The organism is Bacillus cereus group sp. BfR-BA-01350, from assembly GCF_022663775.1.
In the GTDB taxonomy this organism is placed as follows: domain Bacteria; phylum Bacillota; class Bacilli; order Bacillales; family Bacillaceae_G; genus Bacillus_A; species Bacillus_A paranthracis.
This window is the reverse complement of sequence record NZ_JAKUGD010000002.1, coordinates 141,028-161,756: the sequence shown is the minus strand read 5'-3', so window position 1 is coordinate 161,756 and position 20,729 is coordinate 141,028. Positions and strand designations below refer to the sequence as shown.

Below are 20,729 nucleotides of genomic sequence, written 5' to 3'. Positions count from 1 at the left end.
TATTTACTCCTTTAACGCTTTAGCAGGTTCAATTTTAAGTATTTTGAAAAATGGTATTACAGCGGTGATGAACGAAATAAACAAGGAAATTACTACACTCATCACAACTTTAAAAACATCTATATGAATAGTAAAACCCATTACATGCACTATGCTTTTATTCATTGTACTTAAAATCCATTGCATACATATCGCACAAATAGCTGCAACGATTGCGCATATGAATAATTGGCTAAATATGAATACAAATAAATTCAAATTGCTTGCTCCCAACGTTTTCCTTAAGGAAATACTCTTCTTCTTCGTGTAAATCCAAAAATAACTCGCAATTATACAGTTCATTACAGCAATAAAAAGTAGATTGTACGGAAGAGTAAGTTGTGCTCTCATAGCTTTATTCGAGCTTTTTTCGTTCTCATAATTCTCCTTTTCATTTATCACTTTCACATTCGTATCAATTCTATTTTGCTTAATATACCGAATAAATGTATCTATTTCTTGTTTAGGATTTTCGTTAGACCTTACTATCATTTCAAATGTATTTTCATTTTGTATACGTCGTTTTATCTCATCAGGCATGTCACTTAAGCCGACAAAAACATTGGAATTATATGCGTATCCAGTATTCGCAGCGCTCACGCCTTTAACTCTATATTCTCTACTAAACAGTTTTATTGTTTCAGATTCTTTATAAATTCTCTTTCCGGCAATTACACTATTTTCTTCCCCATCTTCCATACGAGAACCTTTTATTAAAGGCGGAGACCAATTTTTATTTATAAGACCAACCATCGTTACTTCACCTATGCCGGGGATTCCCATTCTCATATTATTTGTAATAACACTTGAGTTCTTAAAACTAGTTCCTGTTACCTCTTGAATTGCTTTGAAATCCAATTCCCCAAAGCTAGTAAGCTGAACAGTATAGTAATATTTAAAATAACCATTTTTGTACTCATAAAATTTTTCATCGTAATAATCTCGAATCGACATCGCTATAAGTATGGGCAGAATTGTTAAAGTAAATCCGATAAATAACATAATGAATATTTTTCTGTTCACTGCTATTTCTTTTAATATTAGATTCATATACCCTCCAAACGTCAAAAAGGTAAATACCCTTTTTGACAAATTCCATATAAACGCTGTACTTATCAAAAAAACTTAAAATATTATTCTATTTCCTTAAACCATCAAGAAATGCACATTAACTTTTAATTCGCCCCTTTCTTTAAAATGTTTTTAGTATGCGGCTTCATTATACATAGAAAAATAAAGGTTAAAATAAATAAATCAAAACCTTAACATTTTTTACACTATATTTATTTTTCGGTTAACTTAATGACATTAAGTTATTTTCCCATCTCCCTTTCATGTAAAATGCCATATATAAAGGCGGTATGAAATCTCATACCGCCTTATATCTTAAATTTAATTGTTTTGTATGTAAGGAAGAATATATTTCACAATTAATTCCCATCTATCCCGTGCATTTGGCATAACTTCAGAAGCAATTACTACAACCAAATCCTTCTTAGGAATACAACAAATCACATTCCCACCGTCACCCATAGCACAGTATGAAAAGATTCCATCTTCTTCTCGTAACCACCATAAGTAACCATATTGATTTGTGTTCATTTCTGTTGATTCTTTTATCCATGATGTTGATAGAATTTGTTTTCCATTATGAGTACCTTCGTTTAAATACAAACTTCCAAACTTATCCATATCCTTAATTGTTAACGTTAGTCCCCATCCGCCCGTTGAAATACCGTTTGGATCATGAACCCATCCCTTTACATCTTTTCCGAATAAGTCATCGAATCCAAATGCTTTCATATTGTAGTTTGGAATTTCTCTCATACCGAGTGGCCGAAATAGCTGTTCATTCGCAAATTCACGCGCACTTTTTCCTGTTGTACTCGTGATAATTGCTGATAGTACATGCGCTCCTGCAGATGAATATTTAAAAGATCCAATCTCTCCGCCGTTCCCAATTCTATGAAGTGTATACTGTACCCAGTCTGGTTGTGTACATAATTCTTCTAACGGTTCCTGCCAGTCTACAAAAGGATATGGAGCTGTCATTGTAAGTAGGTGTCGCACTGTTATTTCAGATGCCTTACGTTTATATTCAGGAAAAAACTCTATTACTTTTTGATCAACGCTTTTTATATAGCCCTTATCTATACATATCCCAATTAGCGCAGAGATTATCGTTTTTGTAACTGACGCTACATGAAATGCATCATCTGGACCATGCCCGTTATAATAGTTTTCAAAAATAATATTACCTTTCTGCGCTACTAACATACCATTCATATTTTCATATTCTTCTTTTATAATCTGATCTAACTTTTCAGCAGTTTTCATTATTCCTTCCCCTTTAACCTATAATTAAAAAGGTTCGATGGGTACATATATATCAACTATATGTTTATTTTCTGGGTGCTGCCTTGGGTCATTTTTATACATTTCAAAAGGATACGCATCTCTCGGTTTATATCCGCTATTTGGTAGCCATTCACCGTATATAAAATCCCATGCTCCTTTATATTCATCTTGGAATATTTCAAAATGCCCTACTGCATACTTTCCAGAAGGTATTAGCATTATTCCAATATCACTCGCTTCTACTGCGGACGCATCCGGAATTGTTATACATAAACTTGTTCTTAAATGATAGTCCTCAGTAAATTCATGATGATCGTGGTAAATGGTTAATACTTTCGTATCCTCAAATACATGATAGTTTTGCTTAGCTGCGTAATGAAATAATTTCTCTATCATTTTTGGAAAAGCTATAGTTAACTCCCTATATGTACCGATATGTCTTATGTATGCGACGTTTATATCGTCCGCTGTTACAATTTCAACATTTCCTCGAACCTTCTTACATTCATTGTATTGAGAAGTTCTTCTTACGTCTTTGCAATTCTTGCTATTATGGTTTCGATATTGAGACGGACTTACACCGTAATAATTTTTAAATGTCCGAGAGAAAACTGCTGAATCTGTAAAACCAAAATGGTAAGCGATATCCGTAATCGTCATATCCAATCGATATGTAAGAAGGTTCGTTGCCCTTTCTAACTTCAAGCGATTCACATACCGGGATAACGGCTCGTCTACTATTCCTTTAAAAGTCCGATGAAAATGATATTTAGAAAATCCTGCTACATCGGCTAGCTCTTCAATAGATAGTGAACTATCGATGTTGGATTCTATATAATCTTGAACCTTATGTATGCGTCTTACATACTCATTTCTACTTTGTTTATTCTCCATACTTGTTATCTCCTCACAACAAAAAGGCTAACTTTTCGCTAGCCTACTTTTACACATGTTTCAAAAATAAAACTCTACTACCGCCGTTCCCATCATAATTTGTATGTACCGATACACCCTCTACTTCATCATCCCCAGCCTCAATTTGAAAGCCAATCTCCCTATGAAACTGTATCGATTTTTTATTAACTGGTGATGTGATTGCTTTTACAACTTTACGGTTATTTGCACGAGCGACATCAAAGAAATAAGAATACAATGTCGATGCGATTCCTCTTCTTCTATACTTCGGATTTACCCCGATAAAATGAACGTACGCTTCCTCTTTATGCGTTTGCGAAAAGAATCCGCATAAGAAACCTAACGTTTCGCCATCTTCTTCAATGATAAAACTTGATTCTTGAAAATGAACGAAAAATAATTTTGGCAACATAGCAGCCATGTCTCTCCCGCCCCACCAATCATTTAAAACAGAATGAATCTTTACATAATCTTCCCCTTGGATGTTTCTTACTCGCATACGTTTCTCCCTCTCACTCACTTCATTTTTTCATAAATTTTAATGACTGTTTCTACTAAAAGGATAAATACCCATATCCCGCAAAATACAAGAACTGACTGAAATATAGAACCTAACATAACAATACTTATTAAACCTAATTCCGATCCCGAAATAGATATTTCATCAAACCCAAGATTATGTATAAATGGACCAGTTGAAAAAGCCATTAAAATTGATCCTATTAAATAAATCACACTCATTATTTTTAATATTTTTATAGAAAGATATGAAGTTTGTTTTTCTTCCACTTGTGATAATTCGATTTCCCCACTCGCAATTCCTTTTTGCAAACAGTCTTCACATAAAAATTCTTCCTTAATTTTTTTACCACCGTGCAATGTACCTGTTATTTCTTTACAGCGCGAACACTTTCGATTTATCATTTTGTTATCACTCCAATCTCGTAAGATTATACTTATACAATTCCATTTTTACCTTATTATCCATTTTATGTATTTTATAGAGAGGTGACGTGTTTTATGATATCTAAACTTACTTTTGGCTATAAAAAGTCTACTGAGCAATATGTATTACGGCCTAGTTGTTATGCAATTATTTTTAACTCAACTTCTTCAAACATTGCTATTATCCAAAAAGGAGACCGTTATTTTTTACCTGGTGGCGGTATGGAAGGTACCGAAACAAAAGATGAATGCTTACATCGTGAACTACTAGAGGAATTAGGATGGGCAATTGAAATTAATCAATATATCGGTAATGCAATGCGATATTTTTATGCGGAAAAAGAAGATACTTATTATTTAAACGATGGGTTCTTTTATATTGCGAACATGGTGCAGACACAAACTGAAAACTGTGAGGAAGATCATGTTTTGCGGTGGATGTCTCCTTTACTTGCTGTAGAGCTTCTCATTCATGATCATCAAAAATGGGCTGTTGAACAAGCGCTTTTATTACAAAAACCAAAAGGATCTCCTTCTATATGAAAGAGATCCTTTTTACTGTTAGCTTACCTTTTTCAAATTGAGAGCTGGCTTTTTGATTCCACCTTTTTTTACAACATATAGACCCACAAAGATAATAAGTCCGCCAACCAGTTGCATCATATTGATTTGCTCCCCTATTGTTACTGCCGCAAAAATAACTGCGAACAACGGTACAAGATACATATATACCATTACTTTCGTTGAGCCTATTTGACTAATACCGACATACCACATCGCAAGTCCGAAGATTGTCGCGAAGACGATTGAATATGCTAGAGACCCCCAGCTTAGCATGTCTACTGGCCACGTTAATGTGTTTACGTTGAATAAACAATATATAACGAGAGGTACAATTCCAATTAAAGTAGACCAAGATGTGACTCTCATTGCGGAGTATTTTGTAATAAGAGGTTGTGCTAATATTGGATACCATCCCCACGCAATTGCTGCGACTAATCCAATTATATTTCCGAGCCATGCATACTCGTAAGTAGCTCCTCCTGTATGGCCTGTTAATAAAACGAATGCGGCACCAATAAAGGCTACTATTGAACCTATTTGTACTTTCATCGAAAAGCGTTCTTGTTTGTGCAATACTGCTAATATCCCTGTAAATATAGGTGACATCGCAATTAATAATGAGGCGTTCGTTGCTGAAGTATATTTCACAGATAGCATAAACATCGTTTGATACATTGTCGTACCAACGATACCGACTGCTACTAATCGTAGCCAATCTTTTCTTTCAATGCGTAATGAGCGTTCCATTAAAAATGTAATAAGTAATAATACCGGTGATGCTACTAAAAATCGTAAACTATTAAATTGAATGGATGACATAAATGCCACGCCATACTTTCCAATTGTATAATTTGCTCCCCATACTAACGCTACTGATACTAGGAGCCATTCCATTTGCCATCGTTTCATCCGAATCTCCCCTTCCATATTTAGCATAGTAAAATTGGCTGGATATAACACCGTCCAATTGGCTGTTTTTTTACCCAGCCAATTTGCTATACTGGATGTATATAAGAGATACGGAGGCGTTTTTTTATGGAATGGAAACTAGATAGTGACAGTAAAATCCCTATTTATCAGCAAGTTGTTGACTTTATTGAGAAACGTATTACATACGGAGAACTACCTCCAGGAAGCTTCCTACCTTCCGAACGAAAATTAGCTACGCAGTTAAATGTAAATCGAAGTACAGTTACTACTGCTTATAATGAATTACGTGCTATGGGAATTGTAGAAAGTACGACTGGTAAAGGAACACGCGTGAGTACACATATGTGGGGCGTTTCTCCGACATTAACGCCGAACTGGAGAAATTTCGTAGAAGGTGGTACATTTTTACCAAACTTACCGTTACTTCGCCATATTCGGGCAGAAGTACAACAAAATGAAAATATTATAGATTTTGCAAACGGAGAACTCGGTTGTAACCTCTATCCTCACGATCAACTACAAACAATTTTACGAGAACAACCGTTAACGCACTCATTAAGTTACGATCATCCGCAAGGGTACCTCCCGCTAAGACAAGCGGTAGTAAAATATATGAAAGAATATTTAAAAGTTGAAGCGACTGAACAATCGATTATGATTACATCTGGCGCACAGCAAGCACTTCACCTTATCGTACAATGTTTATTAACCCCAGGTGATGCTGTCGCTTTCGAAAGTCCATCACACTGTTATTCCTTACCGTTATTCCAATCAGCAGGTATTCGTATTTTCCCATTACCTGTCGATGAACACGGTATTAATCCGGATGATGTGCAAGAGCTATATAGAAAGCATCGTATTAAAATGATCTTTTTAAATCCAAATTTCCAAAATCCTACGGGCACAATGCTGCATCCAAACCGTAGAAAAAAACTATTATCACTTTGTGCAGACTTACGAATTGCGATTGTGGAAGATGATCCATCTAGTTTACTTACGCTAGAAAAGAAACAACCTTGCCCTACCTTAAAATCAATTGATGAAAACGGAACTGTCATTTATGTACATTCTTTATCTAAAATGATTGCACCAGGTTTACGAGTCGGCTGGCTTGTTGCCCCGCAATCGGTAGTAGAAAGGTTATCCGACGCAAGGCACCAAATGGAATTAGGTATGAGCATTTTCCCGCAGTGGCTTATGCAGCAATTTTTCGAAACCGTACCATTTCAGTCTCATATCGTACCGTTACGAAAACAACTAGCAGAAAAAAGAAACGTTATCGTCCGTGCTCTAAACGAGCAACTTCACGATAAAATCTCTTTTTCAAATCCGACCGGTGGTATATACATATGGGGGAAATTAAAAGAACCGATAAACGAAAAACAACTCATTATGCAAAGCTTAAAACAAGAAATAGCCTTTATGCCGGGGAGTATTTTCGGCGCGAAAGATGGTTATATACGTTTATCTTATGGAAAAGTGGATATTGATCAAATTGAGGAAGGGATTTCTCGCTTGCGTGAGGCTATTTTGGTTTGTGAAAAGTAACTTTAGATACAAATCCTCGTTTGACAAAACCTAAATCTACCATTATCATCAACACGAACCTAGTTATAGGAGTGATACCAATGAAAATCTATGTTGATGCAGATGCTTGCCCTGTAAAAGATGTAATTATTTTTGAAGCAACGAAGGCAGAAATTCCTGTTACCCTCGTTACAAGCTTTTCTCATTATTCTAATGCAGAGCAGCCAAAAGGTGTGGAAACAATTTATGTTGATTCTGGAGCAGATGCTGCGGATTACCGGATTATGCAGTTAGCCCAAAAAGAAGATTTAATCGTAACACAAGATTACGGTCTTGCTTCGCTTGCTTTAGCAAAAGGCTGTATTGTGCTACACCATAAAGGATATAAGTACACAAATGAAAACATTGAACAACTATTACAAACACGATATTTAAGTGCAATGGTTCGAAAAAGCGGTAAGCGTACAAAAGGACCGAAACCATTTACAGCAGAAGATAAAGAGAAATTTAGAGCGCTCTTTAAAAGTATGATCGCACTGTAGAAATGAACCGTCTATTTGTAGAGAAAGAAAAGAAGAGAATATCCAAATGAACATTCTCTTCTTCAGGTTTACCCGTTTAAAATGAAGGTAAATTATCTAAGTTATTTTCTTTTATTCCATCCGGTTCGCTACGTATAATATCTCTGCCATACTTATGAAATACATCCACATGAGCTAATTTCCCTGATTTGGCTTCATTAAGAGCAGTCATATAATCTAACTCTCTTCCGCTACTTGTTTTAAACGCTATTAAATCCCCATCATCATTTTTACGAACGGCAACAATTTGTTCTGCTCCTGTATTAACTTCATGGTCTACTTCAAATTGAGCTTGCTCTTCTCCTTGATGTAAATAATCATTATACACTTTTTCAAAATCTTTTTTGTCCATTAAACTCACCTCCAACACATTTTATTAGTATGGTTGGGAGGTAGTGGTTTTATGTGCTTTTTATTAACTTAACAAGACGATACTACTCCACATAAATAATTCAAATTTATTTTAGAATCCTTCCTTGTCTATTTAAGCTAAATTTAAGTGTTTATATTTTCCTGAAAATATTATAATTTATTATATAGAATAGAAATATGAAACGGAGAATGATTAAGGTGAATATAGATATTAATCGTTTAACTGATATTTGTTTAGAGTATCAGCAATCTAGGTTTTATGTTACTAGAATCCCTAAAGATTTCTTATCAATTGCCCGAAAACGCTTTTCTATACCGACGGATGACCAAATTATTGCTTTTTTAAGTTGTAATTTATTTGGATCTGGAAAATATGGTGTTTACTTTACAAGTTCAGGTTTATACTGGAAAAATTGGTTATTAGGTAAAGGAAATATGCAATGGGATCAATTAAATGAAGTGCGACAAATCGAAATTGATAAAGATGGTTTTTTATCTTTTGATGCACAAAAAAGCTTCAATATTAACGGAAGTGATTATCCACCACTATTATTTAAAGAATTACTTATGGCTCTTACGAATTCATTCCAAAATTCAAAGCAAAATGATATACATCCAGCTATAAAAATTAATGAGATAAAATCAATCTGCTCTTTGTTTGAGACGCATAATGAATTATTAGAACCTGATAATGGATTATTTGTAGAAACTCATATTTCAGACAAAAAGTTAAAAGCAATTGAGGCACGATTCATCATTCCAATAGAAGAACAAATCATTGCTTTTTTAGATACATCTGTCCTTGGGAACATGGGGAAGGATCTGATGGAGTATTAATTTGTCAATCAGGTATATATTTTAGAGAAACCTTTGTACACTTATATTACCCCTGGCATATCTTTAGAAATATCCCTATTACTTTAGCTTCAGATGATTTTAAAATTGGAAAAAGAAATATTTTTCATCTTCAACATGCTAGAATGCCTAGTGAAGAGATTCTATTATTCATCAAGAATATAAAACAGTATGTGAATAGTTTATATGAAGAACATCCGGAATTACATATTTAATACATTTATTATTATATATAAGCTTGTGTATGGTTAAGTCTAAAATTTCAATTCAACTAAAAAACCGATTATTTTTGTAGAGGACCTACAAGTATAATCGGTTTTTACTCTTATTCTTTTTTTATAATTCTCTTTTTTAATACCTACACAAACCCCTCAAAGTCTCCAATATATCATCTGTAAAGGCTGTGCTACCCTCTGTCTCTAAAACTCTAAAATATAAACTTCTTAAGAAAGCTCTAATATTTTGCACCAAAATATCATGCTGAGGATGCGGGATGTCTTCAACGATTGCTATACTATGTAACCAGTTGCTCCACTCTTCTTCTGTTAAAAGATTTTGATTACGTAACGACATAATTGGCGTTACTAATCTCTCATCCTCAAAGTGTATGTAAACATAGTCATTTAGGCGAACTTTCTGACGAACAGCTGCAAGAATCGCATATGAAAACTCACGATTTTGTATGGTACGAGCTAACGCATCGAGCGCATCCGCTGCATGCGCAGTAGAGTGTGCCCATCCTTTTCCTTCTACATAACCTCTTACATCTTCTTCTAAATATACATATTCCAGCACTTGTTCTGCTACACTGTACAGTTGTTCTTCAGATAGCAACGGTTCTCTTTCATGAACAGATAAAATAAGTGGTGGAATTAAAACAGAGAACGCACGTTTAAAAACAGAGTCTGTTCCCTTTTCACCAATTTTATAAAATAAATAATCAGGACTAATTGCTTGTAGCATTAATCCCCGTAATTCTTTTTGTCTAAATACATCATTTGTAATCCATGTGTGAAGCGTACTATAAATTAAATCATCACGTAATTCAGCATCAGGTGATCCGATATAATCTAGCATCCACTGTGCATATGGATATGCATCTACGTCTTCTGGTACAGCATAATTATTATTTTTAATTTGTAGTAGTTCTTCTTTTAGTTCTAATACTTCATTCATTCTATTTTTTCTCCCCTTTTTGCGTTTCTTATTGCCTTATCCCCCGTTTTTCACTTTCTAAAGCTAATATAATTATACGAGAATTATAACTATTAATAAAAGGCTATACATATACTTTTGATTGTGTATTACATTCGCTCTTGAAATATAACTTCTGGATTTGCTAAATCACTATTCCGAAATACAACATCCGCACACTCTTTCGGATTATGCTCATCTATATACATCTTACAGGCCGCATGATACCTGCTCAAAAACATCTTCTCTGCTTCTTCATAACCTCCAAAAGCTTCAGTCTCGCGCTTTACACCACGTTTTCTCGCAATCTCAAAATCTGTATCTACAAAAATTTTGTAATCAAATAAATGCTCAACGTCTTTTTTTAATAGAAATGTTCCATCTACTATGAGTACCATATTGGGTTGAGCCATTAACGGCTCATTATGTACAAGAATATCCGTTTTTAAATTATGAGAGATCGTTTCATACTGTAAATTCCCATTAGGTCCTAAAGGTTTTAATAGTCTTTCTTTGAAAGCTGTATAATCGTGTGCGTCTTCATAATACCCTCTTGCAGATTCTTTACCTTGTGTATAACGAATCACTTTTGGGTTATGAAAATCGTCAATGCTAGCGCGCGTTACTGGTAACCCTCGCTTTTTTATTTCTTCCGCTAATTCGTTTGCAAATGTTGTTTTTCCTGATGCTGTAATACCGCTTACTCCAACTTTTGTTGGATACGTTAAATTTAACATTAAAATATGATTAGCAATTTCATTTATACGTTGTTTTCGGTTCATGATATTTCCCCCTTCATTTAGTTTACATAACAAAATTATAATTAACTTTTATGTCACTATTTGTCGGTAAGTCGATATCCTATGTCGAATCGTCGATAAATCGAAAAAATCGTTGATATATTTTAAGTTACGATAGATATATTTGAAAAATCGTTGATATATTTTGATTAGCTTACTTCCCCTTAAACCCTCGATATAAAGCAGTCCGTAATTCTTGTTTGTATTCTTCAATTTCTGGCATATCGAGCTCTTCTGCCAGCCTTATAGCTAATTCAATATCGTACGGTACACGTACAAGTTGGACGGAAAAACTTGCTGCTTCTTTTTCATTGTAAATCCCTTCGAATATTAAATAAGAAGCTTGTGTAATTTCAAGCGGATTTCCTACGCTACCAGCGTTACATAACGTTTTGCCTCTGAAATTTTGAACGAATGCTTGGTGAACATCACCGTAGCAAACGACATCTGGTTTTCTTTCCCCTTCTATATTCTCTGTGAGATCACTATTTTCGAACATACTAATACGTTCTTCTCTTGAAGCGTGTGGTTGAATTCTTTCATATAAACTTCTAGGTGAGGCGTGGAACATACGAATGAGTTTTCCGCTCATAAAAAATTCGATCGAAAATGGTAAGCTTCTTAAATAGTCATTTTGTTCTTCTGATAATTGTTTTTGATGCCATTTTAACGCTTCAAATTCAGTCGGTTTTGTTATAAAATCATCCCAGTTTCCCATTACGACTACTTCACATTCTTTACGAATGATTTCAATTGCTTCACTAGAATGAGGGCCTTTTCCGACTAAATCTCCAAGGCAAATTATGCGTTCGATTCCTCTCAATTTAATATCTTGCAGTACAGATTCTAAAGCTGGAATATTACCATGTATATCTGAAATTACCGCAATTTTGTCCATATGTATTCCTCCTTTATTTATTAAATTCACTTGATTGGTACCATTTTGGAATATAGGATGAAAATTGATTATGATCATCTAAAATTCCGTTTAATCTTTCCTTCATATCATCTACTAAATGGGGCGTGCTTCGGTTTGTCCATACGATATCCGCTGGGAATGTCATTGCTGCATATAATGAGTACAGTTTCCAAAAATGAAGTGACGGTTCGCCTCCGCAATAACCGTGAACTTGTCCAACCGCAAATGGTTTGCTTATTCTTATAGTAAAAATCGCTACGTTATAAAAATCGTGTATCGGATCGCCAAAATCATATCCACCAAAATCGATAACGATAAATTCCTTATTATGAATCATAGTATTTGCTGGATGGAAGTCATCGTGTAAAAAGATGATTGGACGATTTTTCAATAATTGTCTATGCTCCTCTACAAATCTTAAAACTGGCTTCAAATCAAGGAAGTCTATTTTATAGTTTGCTAACGCTTCTACGTATCTTTCATACTTATTCCATCGAATCATTTCCCATTTATTACTTGCACTTTCTTTTTCAATTGAGTGAATCCTCTTTAATACTTCCCCTGCTTTTCTTCCTGCATAATACTGTTCTTCCACCGATAGCTTCGTTAAACCTTCTTCACCATTTACACCTTGGACCCATTCAAATACTTGAACACATTTATTTAATTCCTCAAGTTTTATGAAATGAATTAACTTCGGCGTTGGAATATGTAATAACTCTAATTGTTTCATATACGTATATTCTTCTTGTTTACGTTCAAAATGTACAGCATCACATACTTTTACAAAATATGTTACTCTATTTTCTAATTTTATTTTATATTTCTCTTCATGTGAAAAACCTTTTGAAATAGCTGTACACTTTACAATACGAGGCCATTCTAGTTTTCTCTCTATCTCTCTAAGTATTTCTTCCAAAGCGTTCACCTCTATCAATATATGTACAGACTACCTAACACTTCATACTCTCGTTTATTTTCCCCTTTAAATTCTACTGCAAATGGATATTCGCCATGATTCTTCAAATATTGTAGTACTAGCCCTTTCCCAATTGGTTCACAAAACTGTACTTGAATGTCACCAAACGATACACTTTGACACTCCGCATTCCATTCTTCATTTTTCATGACTGGAGTTGCAGTTAGCTCCATGACTGCTTTCCATTTCCGTACTGTTTCTCGAACATTTTTTACTGCGTAATGGATTGTTTCAATTTGTTGTACTTTGTTTTTATGTTCAGTAATCGTGCCAATGTTACGTAAATCTTTTCTTCTTTCTTCATCTGTTTCATTCCACTGTATAAAGAAAGGTAATTTCGGTCCGTTCTTATCTTGCTTTACAAATAACATTTTCCATTCTAAAAGGCGGCCATCTTTTCTCATACGTTTCCCTTCAAATGGTCCTATTGTTTGTAAACCGTATTTACAAAACTTATCTGCTAATTCTTCAATGGCATCTGTTCGAATTGCGATTTGTAGCATCCCTTCGCCATCTTGTAATTTCACTACCGTTTCTTGTACTAACGGATTTCCTGCTTCTTTCGCTTTTTCTTTATGTTGAACTGCTAAAAATTCTATATAAGATAAATCAAAATAACATAAACTATTCCAAGTACCCCAAGTAGTATGCTCTCCGCCTAGTGCCGTATGAAATCCAAGTGCCTGCATTTGTTTTGCCGCTTCCTCCGGTGTACAGTTCACTGCGTGTACGAGATGATCAAATCGTAACATGTCTTTCTCCCCTTTCTCTCCATCCTTTTATTGTATATTTTATTTTTCTTTCATTCAATTCAAAAAACTTTAAAACCTAGTTGATTTATACGATTAATATGTATTATAATGAAACAAATTTCAATATTGCTGATTGGAAAAACCAAAGGCACTTTTCTCACACGGGAAAAGTGCCTTTTTCATTTACTATTACAGGGGGATTATTTATGCAGAAATTAATTGTCTTTGCTATTATTGGATTTTTCGCTCAATTAATCGATGGAGCGCTTGGAATGGCGTACGGGGTAACGTCTACCTCACTTTTACTAATGTTTGGTATCGCACCAGCGGTCGCTTCCGCATCTGTTCATTTAGCTGAAGTTGTTACAACCGCCGCTTCTGGTGCATCTCACCTCAAATTTGGGAACGTTGATAAATACACCGTTTCCAGGCTTACATTACCAGGAGCAATTGGTGCATTTGTTGGGGCATGTTTTTTAAGTAATTTACCTGGCGATGTCATTAAACCGTACATTTCCTTATTTTTATTTACTTTAGGAGTTTATATTTTATTACGATTCATTATTCAAAAACAGATTGTTACTTCAAATAAACGTATGTCAGCTAAACAACTTGTGCCGCTTGGCTTATTCGCTGGATTCGTTGATTCAACTGGTGGCGGTGGCTGGGGACCGATTACGACACCTGTTCTTCTAGCAAGAGGAAATGAAGCGAGAAAAGTTATTGGATCTGTAGATACGAGTGAATTTCCTGTTTCATTAGCTGCAACAATTGGCTTCTTCATCTCACTTGGCTGGGAACAAGTAAGCTGGGTTTGGGTATTTGCGTTAATGCTTGGTGGTATTGTCGCAGCTCCAATTGCTGCATGGCTAGTACGCATCGTACCATCTCATTTACTTGGCGTATTAGTTGGTGGTCTTATTATCTTTACGAATATACGTACACTACTTACTACTTTTAAAGTAGATCCAACTATTATCTCACTTTCTTACGTCGCAGTTGGTCTTGTCGTTATTATTTCTATTTTCATTGCTGTTCGTAATCATTCCAATCGTTCTAACACATCAACAGCCCAATATCCGAATGATCAAAAACAGATGCTACCTTAATTACTAAAAAACCGCTCAACTTACTTCGAGCGGTTTTTTTCTATTTTCCAATTCATCATTGTTTCTGTCGCATCTACTCTTTTCATATGTAACTTCTCTAACACACGAATCGAACCATAATTATCAAGGAGCGTCTCTGCAATAATCGTTTCTACCTCTCCTGTCTGAAAAGCCCAATCTATTAGTTCTCGTACAGCTTCTGTCGCATACCCTTTATTCCAATATTTCTCAATAAATCCGTAACCAACTTCTACTATATGTTCCTCATTTGGCTTCCCTTTAAACCCTATATCTCCTAGAACGATGTCATCTTCTTTTCGAATGACATACCACGCGCCCCAAGGTAATACATCCTTATTTTGTTTTACATTTTCTACATGCCCTACAATATGTGGGCCACTATTATATCCTTGCTCGTTAGCAACGTGAATACTCTCTTCTGTACACGGCACTATATAGAGCCTTTCTGTTTCTAATTTCATTTTGATTTCCCCTTTTTTGCTTACACGTTACTCTAATTATATCAAAAAATATGACCTGATTATGAATGTCGAATTATATTTTCTGAATTTTCTTTTAATTTTTGAAGGGTTTTTCAATATTTTTTGCGAAACATTTGTATAACAATTTTTTCTTTGCTTATTGTTACATAATAGTAGGTTCGGGTGGAGTTTTGCAAGCGTTTCCTATACAATAACCGATATTTTTTGATTTTTTCCTACAAAATATCTTGCAATATATTCAGAAACTCATTACAATTGCCATATATTAAAAATCTTAGCAATATATAAATCCTCATCAATCCGATGAGGTAGAGGTTGCGACTTTTAAGAGTAAAACGGACGAGATACAGAGAATGTCTAAGACTCCGTTTGAAAGGAAAAGTTGCCGAAGTTTATATTTCTTCTCTGGAAATATGAGCTGGGGCTGTCTCCGAAAGGAACAGAACTGTCACGTTTACAAAATTACCGTGTAAACGTGGGGTGCTATCTTAACGGAAGGGTATGATGGGGTGGTTATTTGTGAAACGTTCCGCCAAATTCCTTTGGCGGTTTTTTGTATTTTTCTCCCCCGCTCCTTCCTATCTTACAAGAAAAGGAGTGTTGAACATGAATAGCGCAACGAATCAAGCTACCTCTAAAACAGAAGCTACAAAAGGAAAAGGTGAATTAAGACGCGGTCTAAAATCAAGGCACCTTACGATGATTTCTCTCGGCGGTACAATTGGTACCGGACTATTTCTTGCCAGCGGTGGTGTCATCCATTCAGCTGGACCTGGCGGTGCATTAATTGCATACGCCGCAATTGGAATTATGGTTTACTTTTTAATGACAAGCTTAGCTGAACTCGCAGCTTACATGCCTGTTACTGGATCTTTTAGCACGTACGCAACAAAATTTGTTGATCCATCACTTGGTTTTGCCCTTGGATGGAACTATTGGTATAACTGGGCAATTACTATCGCTGCTGAACTAGCGGCTGTAACATTAATTATGAAATTTTGGTTTCCAGATACTCCTTCCCTCATTTGGAGCGGATTATGTTTAGCTATTATTTTCCTTTTAAACTACTTATCTGTTAAAGGATTTGGTGAATCTGAATATTGGTTCGCACTTATTAAAGTAGCTACAATTATTATCTTTTTAATTGTCGGGTTTATGATGATTTTCGGAATTATGGGTGGCGAAACTGTTGGCTTCAAAAACTTCACTGTTGCAGATGCACCATTTAATGGCGGCATCATGGCAATTATCGGTGTATTTATGGCAGCTGGCTTCTCATTCCAAGGTACTGAATTATTAGGTGTAGCTGCTGGTGAAACATCTGATCCAGAGCGTAATATTCCGAAAGCAATTCGTTCGATCTTTTGGCGTATTCTTTTATTCTATATCCTTGCGATTCTCGTTATCGGTTTATTAATTCCTTATACAACTGAAAGCCTTGCTGCAAGTGATGTAACAGTAAGTCCATTTACACTTATTTTTGAAAAAGCGGGCGTTGCCTTTGCTGCTTCTGTTATGAACGCTGTTATTTTAACAGCAGTACTGTCTGCTGGTAACTCTGGTATGTATGCTTCAACTCGTATGCTTTGGGATTTAGCTCGCCAAGGGAAAGCACCGAAGTTTCTTGGTAAATTAGATAGCCGCGGCGTACCTGTTAACGCATTAATCGTAACATCGATTGTCGGTAGTATCGCTTTCATTGCTTCTTTATTCGGTGACGGTGTTGTATACATTTGGTTATTAAATGCATCAGGAATGTCTGGTTTTATCGCTTGGGTCGGCATTGCAATTAGTCATTATCGTTTCCGTAAAGCATATATCGCACAAGGAAAAGATTTAAATGACTTACCTTATAGAGCAAAATGGTTCCCATTCGGACCAATCTTCGCATTTGCACTTTGCGTCATCGTAATTTTAGGTCAAAACTACGGCGCATTTATGGGCGAATCAATCGATTGGAACGGCGTACTCGTTTCTTACATCGGTTTACCACTCTTCTTAGTACTTTGGTTAGGATACAAATTTACGAAAAAAACAAAAGTCATTCCACTTGATAAATGTGAACTAAAATAAAGTGAAACGAGCAAACAAATTTGTTTGCTCGTTTTTTATTGCAAACCTCTTTGCTTCCCTATTGCCCCTGTTTTTGCAATAATAAAGGAAATATAAATAAAGGTTGGGATACAATGAACATTCGCATTACTGATGAAGCAATAGCAGCTATACATAGATTAGAACGTGAAGATAAAAAAATCATTCGCATTAGAGGGACAATGACAAACTCTTGTAGTATTTTCGTTGATGTCGATTTAATTTGGGATACATATGTTGCAAATGATGTTGTATATGAAGATGCAGACCTTATCTTGCAAATGGATTCATTTACGAAAGACTACACTGGTGATACGGTGAAGCTTGATTATAAAACGACAGGTTTTAGTATTACGACTCCGAGTGAGACTTTAGTTTATGGATTGTCGATTAAAAAATAAAACTTGTTTTCAACTGACCACTGAGGTGAAAAAATGGGTAAATATGTTCCGCTAAAATTTTTATTTAACGAAGAATTAGCAGAAAAAATGGCTGATTCTATTTATAAACACGATCCTACTTTCTCTAAAAGAAACTTTGTGTCTTCCGTAACATGTAAAGTTGAAAATTTAGAGTTAAAGCAGCGTATTGAAGTATTGGCAGATGAATTACACAATGCTTTACAAAAAGATTTTATTGAAGCAATACATATATTACTGAAAACATTAGGACCAGAAAATACAACAGAAGTAGGCACATTTACAAACGGATATATGTACATGCCTATTGCAAAATACGTTGAAAAATATGGGCTTAACGATTTTGAAACCTCATTCAACGCCATGTATGAAATAACGAAAAGGAATACTGCTGAATATGCCATTCGGCCTTTTCTTCAAACATACCATGAAGACACACTAAACATATTACAAAAGTGGATTCATGATGAAAACAGTCACATTAGAAGATTAGTTTCTGAAGGTACGAGACCTAGACTTCCTTGGGCTAAAAAAATAGGAGCTCTGAAAGGTGACTTTCAGTACAATTTACAGCTTCTTGAGCCTTTAATGAATGACCCTTCTAAATATGTTCAAAAATCTGTAGCCAATCATATTAACGATATTACGAAAGAAGATAAAGAACTCGTTTTTCAATGGTTGCAGCAATTACGTGATAAACAGCATCCAGTTAATCCTTGGATTATAAAACATGGGTTACGAACGGTGATTAAAAATGGTACTTTACCAAAAGATTTTTGTTTTTGAGTATTTTAAACAAAAACGCGTATGCTTCAAAAATAAAGCATACGCATTTCTTTCTTTTAAATACAGCAATAACAAACGTATTTTTCCAACATTCCACTTCTTCAATGAAAGGTCTATAGCATTATTTCGATAAAGCTAAACCACCTACCATTGCTCATAAAATCTATCCCTATTCCATTTCTACTTGCTTCATATAATATTCCATCGCTTCATTAAGCCATTTTTGTTCATCTTCTGTGAAAGGCGAAGGTATCATATTTTCAAGTTCTTGCATATCCAGTTCTTCCACACTAGTATTAGCTAATTTTTGTATCAAATCTTCACTAAGAAATGAAAAAGACTCTTCTATATATTCCTTTACCATCTCTTGTACTTTCAAATCCTCGACTGGTTTACCATATAATTGCTTAACCTTTTTAGACAATTGAATAAACGTTTGATCCAAAGCAATTTTATCTTCTTCTCGTTTCTTTGATAATTCTTCCACGATATTCGTTAACTCATGACGTTTCATCCATTCTTTATGTGTATGTTCTGTATTCATACCGTAAATAAGACTAAATAATACTGTACTATCTATTTCACATTCCTCTTCGACTAACTTCATTAGTCTTTTCATTGCTTGCATTGATTGCTCAATTTGTTCTTTTTCTCTTTCTAACACTTGCAAATGGAGAGACAAACTTTCATTCAAATCAACACCAAAACTTGATTCGTGTAACAAATTAGCGACTTTATCTAGACTATAGCCTAGAAATTTTAAACTCAGAATTTTTTGTAAGGTTATAATATCTTGATACTTGTAAATGCGGTGCCCTGAAGAAGGATTCTTTTCTGGTTGTAACAATCCAATTTCATCATAGTAATGCAAAGTAGGAATTGGTATGCCCGTTTTTTTCGAGAATTCTCCAATAGAAAACTTTTTATCCGTATTCATGTAAATCCCCCTATTAAAAATATAAATTCATTATAAAACCTAAAGTAACTAGAGGTTCAAGAGGATAATTCAAGAAAATTCAAAAATGTTAAAATTCATGTAATCAATACGTATTGCACTATTTCATTTAATGGCCCAATTATTGAAGAGCATAACCTTCCCTCACAAATTCAAAGGACTTTCACTTACTTATCCCGAATATATAAATAACCATTCTTACAAGGAGCGAATTTATATGAATCTATTCGAACACGAAACGTAAAACCGTTCCCCTTTCATAAGAGGTCCTCCTTTTTTCTTTTCTCACCATATCATTTACTTACAAAATAGGAGGATACAATTATGAAACGTGATCCATTATTTTTAACTTTATTAGAAAGTGCTAATACAAATTTTAGCGGTTGGGATTTTTCTTTTATTTCAGAAACGGGTCGAATGAAGAGCGAGCCTTTATCATGGTCGTACGGTAGCACTGCTTATCAGCTTATGCAACGTGTTAAATCAATGCTCGATATGGGTACTGGCGGCGGAGAGTTTTTATCTATGTTACAACCGTTCCCACCAACTATTTATGCGACTGAGGGTTATGCACCAAACTTGCCAATTGCTCGGAAGAAATTAGAATCTTTAGGGGTTACAGTTGTGGCAGTAATTGATGATACTGCTTTACCATTTCAAGATGAACAGTTTGATTTCATTATGAATCAACATGAATCCTATTCTGCTTCTGAGGTAAATAGAATACTTTCTCCTAATGGAACATTTCTTACACAACAAGTTGGTGGTCTCGATTGTGCGGAACTAAATGAGCAGTTTAACGCACCGCTAAATAACGAATTTGCAAGTTGTTCTCTTGAAACAGCATGTAGTGAGTTAAAGGAAAATGGATTTACTATTTTAGAAGCAAAAGAAGAGTTTCCTTTCCAACGCTTTTACGACATTGGTGCTATCGTCTATTATTTAAAAGCAATTCCGTGGCAAATTCCTGATTTTACTGTCGAAAGGTATTATGAGGAATTATATCGTATACATAAAGTCATCTTACAAAAAGGGTATTTTGATGTGACGCAACATCGTTTTCTGATTAAGGCGATTCGCAGTTAATCATGGAGCATATGAAAAAGAGATGGATCTACCATCTCTTTTCCCCGTTT

Annotated in this window: 22 protein-coding genes, 1 pseudogene and 1 riboswitch; of the genes and pseudogenes, 9 read left to right on the top strand and 14 right to left on the bottom strand. The window is 34.9% G+C overall.

The window, feature by feature from the left end; translation table 11 throughout:
* Positions 1-3: 3 nt before the first annotated feature.
* The 5 genes from MR147_RS04930 to MR147_RS04910 form a co-directional block, all read right to left on the bottom strand.
* The gene (locus MR147_RS04930; RefSeq protein WP_074608522.1) at positions 4-1,089 is read right to left on the bottom strand and encodes an ABC transporter permease; all 1,086 of its coding nucleotides are present in this window, start codon (positions 1,087-1,089) and stop codon (positions 4-6) included.
* Between the two features lie 342 nt (positions 1,090-1,431).
* Entirely contained in the window at positions 1,432-2,376 is a 945-nt protein-coding gene (locus MR147_RS04925) for a serine hydrolase domain-containing protein (RefSeq protein ID WP_074608524.1), read from the bottom strand.
* Between the two features lie 24 nt (positions 2,377-2,400).
* The gene (locus tag MR147_RS04920; protein WP_242303721.1) at positions 2,401-3,291 is read right to left on the bottom strand and encodes an AraC family transcriptional regulator; all 891 of its coding nucleotides are present in this window, start codon (positions 3,289-3,291) and stop codon (positions 2,401-2,403) included.
* Between the two features lie 49 nt (positions 3,292-3,340).
* Positions 3,341-3,811 (bottom strand): GNAT family N-acetyltransferase, encoded by a 471-nt coding sequence (locus MR147_RS04915; protein WP_074608527.1) that lies wholly within the window; start codon positions 3,809-3,811, stop codon positions 3,341-3,343.
* A 17-nt stretch (positions 3,812-3,828) separates the two neighbouring features.
* The gene (locus MR147_RS04910; RefSeq protein WP_042990604.1) at positions 3,829-4,236 is read right to left on the bottom strand and encodes a DUF3980 domain-containing protein; all 408 of its coding nucleotides are present in this window, start codon (positions 4,234-4,236) and stop codon (positions 3,829-3,831) included.
* A 96-nt stretch (positions 4,237-4,332) separates the two neighbouring features.
* Here MR147_RS04910 and MR147_RS04905 point away from each other — a divergent pair, with 96 nt between their 5' ends.
* Positions 4,333-4,800 (top strand): NUDIX hydrolase, encoded by a 468-nt coding sequence (locus tag MR147_RS04905; protein ID WP_074608529.1) that lies wholly within the window; start codon positions 4,333-4,335, stop codon positions 4,798-4,800.
* 18 nt (positions 4,801-4,818) lie between these two features.
* Here the strand turns inward: MR147_RS04905 and MR147_RS04900 are convergent, their stop codons facing one another.
* A complete protein-coding gene (locus MR147_RS04900; protein ID WP_074608530.1) occupies positions 4,819-5,730 on the bottom strand; it encodes a DMT family transporter in 912 nt (303 codons plus the stop codon).
* Positions 5,731-5,856: 126 nt separating this feature from the next.
* On the opposite strand from MR147_RS04900, the gene pdxR reads away from it, so the two are divergent.
* Positions 5,857-7,299 (top strand): MocR-like pyridoxine biosynthesis transcription factor PdxR, encoded by a 1,443-nt coding sequence (pdxR, locus tag MR147_RS04895; RefSeq protein ID WP_033693433.1) that lies wholly within the window; start codon positions 5,857-5,859, stop codon positions 7,297-7,299.
* Positions 7,300-7,379: 80 nt separating this feature from the next.
* Positions 7,380-7,820, top strand: coding sequence for a YaiI/YqxD family protein (locus MR147_RS04890; protein WP_000708756.1), 441 nt, complete (start codon positions 7,380-7,382; stop codon positions 7,818-7,820).
* Positions 7,821-7,896: 76 nt separating this feature from the next.
* On the opposite strand, the gene MR147_RS04885 is transcribed toward MR147_RS04890, so the two are convergent.
* The gene (locus MR147_RS04885; RefSeq protein ID WP_000358170.1) at positions 7,897-8,211 is read right to left on the bottom strand and encodes a DUF3892 domain-containing protein; all 315 of its coding nucleotides are present in this window, start codon (positions 8,209-8,211) and stop codon (positions 7,897-7,899) included.
* Between the two features lie 209 nt (positions 8,212-8,420).
* On the opposite strand from MR147_RS04885, the pseudogene MR147_RS04880 reads away from it, so the two are divergent.
* Positions 8,421-9,301: pseudogene (locus tag MR147_RS04880) on the top strand (hypothetical protein).
* A 136-nt stretch (positions 9,302-9,437) separates the two neighbouring features.
* On the opposite strand, the gene MR147_RS04875 reads toward MR147_RS04880, so the two are convergent.
* From MR147_RS04875 to MR147_RS04855, 5 genes are all read right to left on the bottom strand, one after another.
* Entirely contained in the window at positions 9,438-10,262 is an 825-nt protein-coding gene (locus MR147_RS04875) for a DUF2785 domain-containing protein (RefSeq protein WP_074609520.1), read from the bottom strand.
* Positions 10,263-10,390: 128 nt separating this feature from the next.
* Positions 10,391-11,062 carry a nucleoside/nucleotide kinase family protein gene (locus MR147_RS04870; RefSeq protein WP_074609519.1) on the bottom strand — a complete coding sequence of 224 codons (672 nt, stop codon included), beginning with the start codon at positions 11,060-11,062 and terminating at the stop codon, positions 10,391-10,393.
* Positions 11,063-11,234: 172 nt separating this feature from the next.
* Entirely contained in the window at positions 11,235-11,978 is a 744-nt protein-coding gene (locus tag MR147_RS04865; protein ID WP_074609517.1) for a metallophosphoesterase family protein, read from the bottom strand.
* Positions 11,979-11,991: 13 nt separating this feature from the next.
* Entirely contained in the window at positions 11,992-12,918 is a 927-nt protein-coding gene (locus MR147_RS04860) for an aminoglycoside phosphotransferase family protein (protein ID WP_242303720.1), read from the bottom strand.
* 14 nt (positions 12,919-12,932) lie between these two features.
* Complete coding sequence (locus MR147_RS04855; protein ID WP_242303719.1) at positions 12,933-13,730, bottom strand: VOC family protein; 798 nt, start codon at positions 13,728-13,730, stop codon at positions 12,933-12,935.
* Positions 13,731-13,936: 206 nt separating this feature from the next.
* Here MR147_RS04855 and MR147_RS04850 point away from each other — a divergent pair, with 206 nt between their 5' ends.
* Positions 13,937-14,839 carry a sulfite exporter TauE/SafE family protein gene (locus MR147_RS04850; RefSeq protein ID WP_074609512.1) on the top strand — a complete coding sequence of 301 codons (903 nt, stop codon included), beginning with the start codon at positions 13,937-13,939 and terminating at the stop codon, positions 14,837-14,839.
* Between the two features lie 20 nt (positions 14,840-14,859).
* Here the strand turns inward: MR147_RS04850 and MR147_RS04845 are convergent, their stop codons facing one another.
* On the bottom strand, positions 14,860-15,321 hold the full coding sequence (locus tag MR147_RS04845) for a GNAT family N-acetyltransferase (protein ID WP_087932021.1): 462 nt from the start codon (positions 15,319-15,321) through the stop codon (positions 14,860-14,862).
* 322 nt (positions 15,322-15,643) lie between these two features.
* A riboswitch (Lysine riboswitch) is annotated at positions 15,644-15,836 on the top strand.
* Positions 15,837-15,948: 112 nt separating this feature from the next.
* On the opposite strand from MR147_RS04845, the gene MR147_RS04840 reads away from it, so the two are divergent.
* The 3 genes from MR147_RS04840 to MR147_RS04830 all read left to right on the top strand — a co-directional run bounded on the left by MR147_RS04840 (position 15,949) and on the right by MR147_RS04830 (position 18,638).
* Positions 15,949-17,415, top strand: a complete 1,467-nt coding sequence (locus MR147_RS04840) for an amino acid permease (protein WP_001083374.1) — start codon at positions 15,949-15,951, stop codon at positions 17,413-17,415.
* Positions 17,416-17,528: 113 nt separating this feature from the next.
* Entirely contained in the window at positions 17,529-17,834 is a 306-nt protein-coding gene (locus MR147_RS04835; protein WP_242303718.1) for an iron-sulfur cluster biosynthesis family protein, read from the top strand.
* Between the two features lie 33 nt (positions 17,835-17,867).
* Entirely contained in the window at positions 17,868-18,638 is a 771-nt protein-coding gene (locus MR147_RS04830; RefSeq protein WP_242303717.1) for a DNA alkylation repair protein, read from the top strand.
* 169 nt (positions 18,639-18,807) lie between these two features.
* Here the strand turns inward: MR147_RS04830 and MR147_RS04825 are convergent, their stop codons facing one another.
* Positions 18,808-19,575, bottom strand: a complete 768-nt coding sequence (locus MR147_RS04825; RefSeq protein WP_242303716.1) for a MerR family transcriptional regulator — start codon at positions 19,573-19,575, stop codon at positions 18,808-18,810.
* Between the two features lie 342 nt (positions 19,576-19,917).
* Here MR147_RS04825 and MR147_RS04820 point away from each other — a divergent pair, with 342 nt between their 5' ends.
* The gene (locus MR147_RS04820) at positions 19,918-20,679 is read left to right on the top strand and encodes a class I SAM-dependent methyltransferase (RefSeq protein ID WP_242303715.1); all 762 of its coding nucleotides are present in this window, start codon (positions 19,918-19,920) and stop codon (positions 20,677-20,679) included.
* The last annotated feature ends 50 nt before the right edge of the window (positions 20,680-20,729 follow it).

Coding starts and splice junctions, on each gene's coding strand:
- MR147_RS04930 (WP_074608522.1), bottom strand. CDS start 1,089: ATGAATCTAATATTAAAAGAAATAGCAGTGAACAGAAAAATATTCATT.
- MR147_RS04925 (WP_074608524.1), bottom strand. CDS start 2,376: ATGAAAACTGCTGAAAAGTTAGATCAGATTATAAAAGAAGAATATGAA.
- MR147_RS04920 (WP_242303721.1), bottom strand. CDS start 3,291: ATGGAGAATAAACAAAGTAGAAATGAGTATGTAAGACGCATACATAAG.
- MR147_RS04915 (WP_074608527.1), bottom strand. CDS start 3,811: ATGCGAGTAAGAAACATCCAAGGGGAAGATTATGTAAAGATTCATTCT.
- MR147_RS04910 (WP_042990604.1), bottom strand. CDS start 4,236: ATGATAAATCGAAAGTGTTCGCGCTGTAAAGAAATAACAGGTACATTG.
- MR147_RS04905 (WP_074608529.1), top strand. CDS start 4,333: ATGATATCTAAACTTACTTTTGGCTATAAAAAGTCTACTGAGCAATAT.
- MR147_RS04900 (WP_074608530.1), bottom strand. CDS start 5,730: ATGAAACGATGGCAAATGGAATGGCTCCTAGTATCAGTAGCGTTAGTA.
- pdxR (WP_033693433.1), top strand. CDS start 5,857: ATGGAATGGAAACTAGATAGTGACAGTAAAATCCCTATTTATCAGCAA.
- MR147_RS04890 (WP_000708756.1), top strand. CDS start 7,380: ATGAAAATCTATGTTGATGCAGATGCTTGCCCTGTAAAAGATGTAATT.
- MR147_RS04885 (WP_000358170.1), bottom strand. CDS start 8,211: ATGGACAAAAAAGATTTTGAAAAAGTGTATAATGATTATTTACATCAA.
- MR147_RS04875 (WP_074609520.1), bottom strand. CDS start 10,262: ATGAATGAAGTATTAGAACTAAAAGAAGAACTACTACAAATTAAAAAT.
- MR147_RS04870 (WP_074609519.1), bottom strand. CDS start 11,062: ATGAACCGAAAACAACGTATAAATGAAATTGCTAATCATATTTTAATG.
- MR147_RS04865 (WP_074609517.1), bottom strand. CDS start 11,978: ATGGACAAAATTGCGGTAATTTCAGATATACATGGTAATATTCCAGCT.
- MR147_RS04855 (WP_242303719.1), bottom strand. CDS start 13,730: ATGTTACGATTTGATCATCTCGTACACGCAGTGAACTGTACACCGGAG.
- MR147_RS04850 (WP_074609512.1), top strand. CDS start 13,937: ATGCAGAAATTAATTGTCTTTGCTATTATTGGATTTTTCGCTCAATTA.
- MR147_RS04845 (WP_087932021.1), bottom strand. CDS start 15,321: ATGAAATTAGAAACAGAAAGGCTCTATATAGTGCCGTGTACAGAAGAG.
- MR147_RS04840 (WP_001083374.1), top strand. CDS start 15,949: ATGAATAGCGCAACGAATCAAGCTACCTCTAAAACAGAAGCTACAAAA.
- MR147_RS04835 (WP_242303718.1), top strand. CDS start 17,529: ATGAACATTCGCATTACTGATGAAGCAATAGCAGCTATACATAGATTA.
- MR147_RS04830 (WP_242303717.1), top strand. CDS start 17,868: ATGGGTAAATATGTTCCGCTAAAATTTTTATTTAACGAAGAATTAGCA.
- MR147_RS04825 (WP_242303716.1), bottom strand. CDS start 19,575: ATGAATACGGATAAAAAGTTTTCTATTGGAGAATTCTCGAAAAAAACG.
- MR147_RS04820 (WP_242303715.1), top strand. CDS start 19,918: ATGAAACGTGATCCATTATTTTTAACTTTATTAGAAAGTGCTAATACA.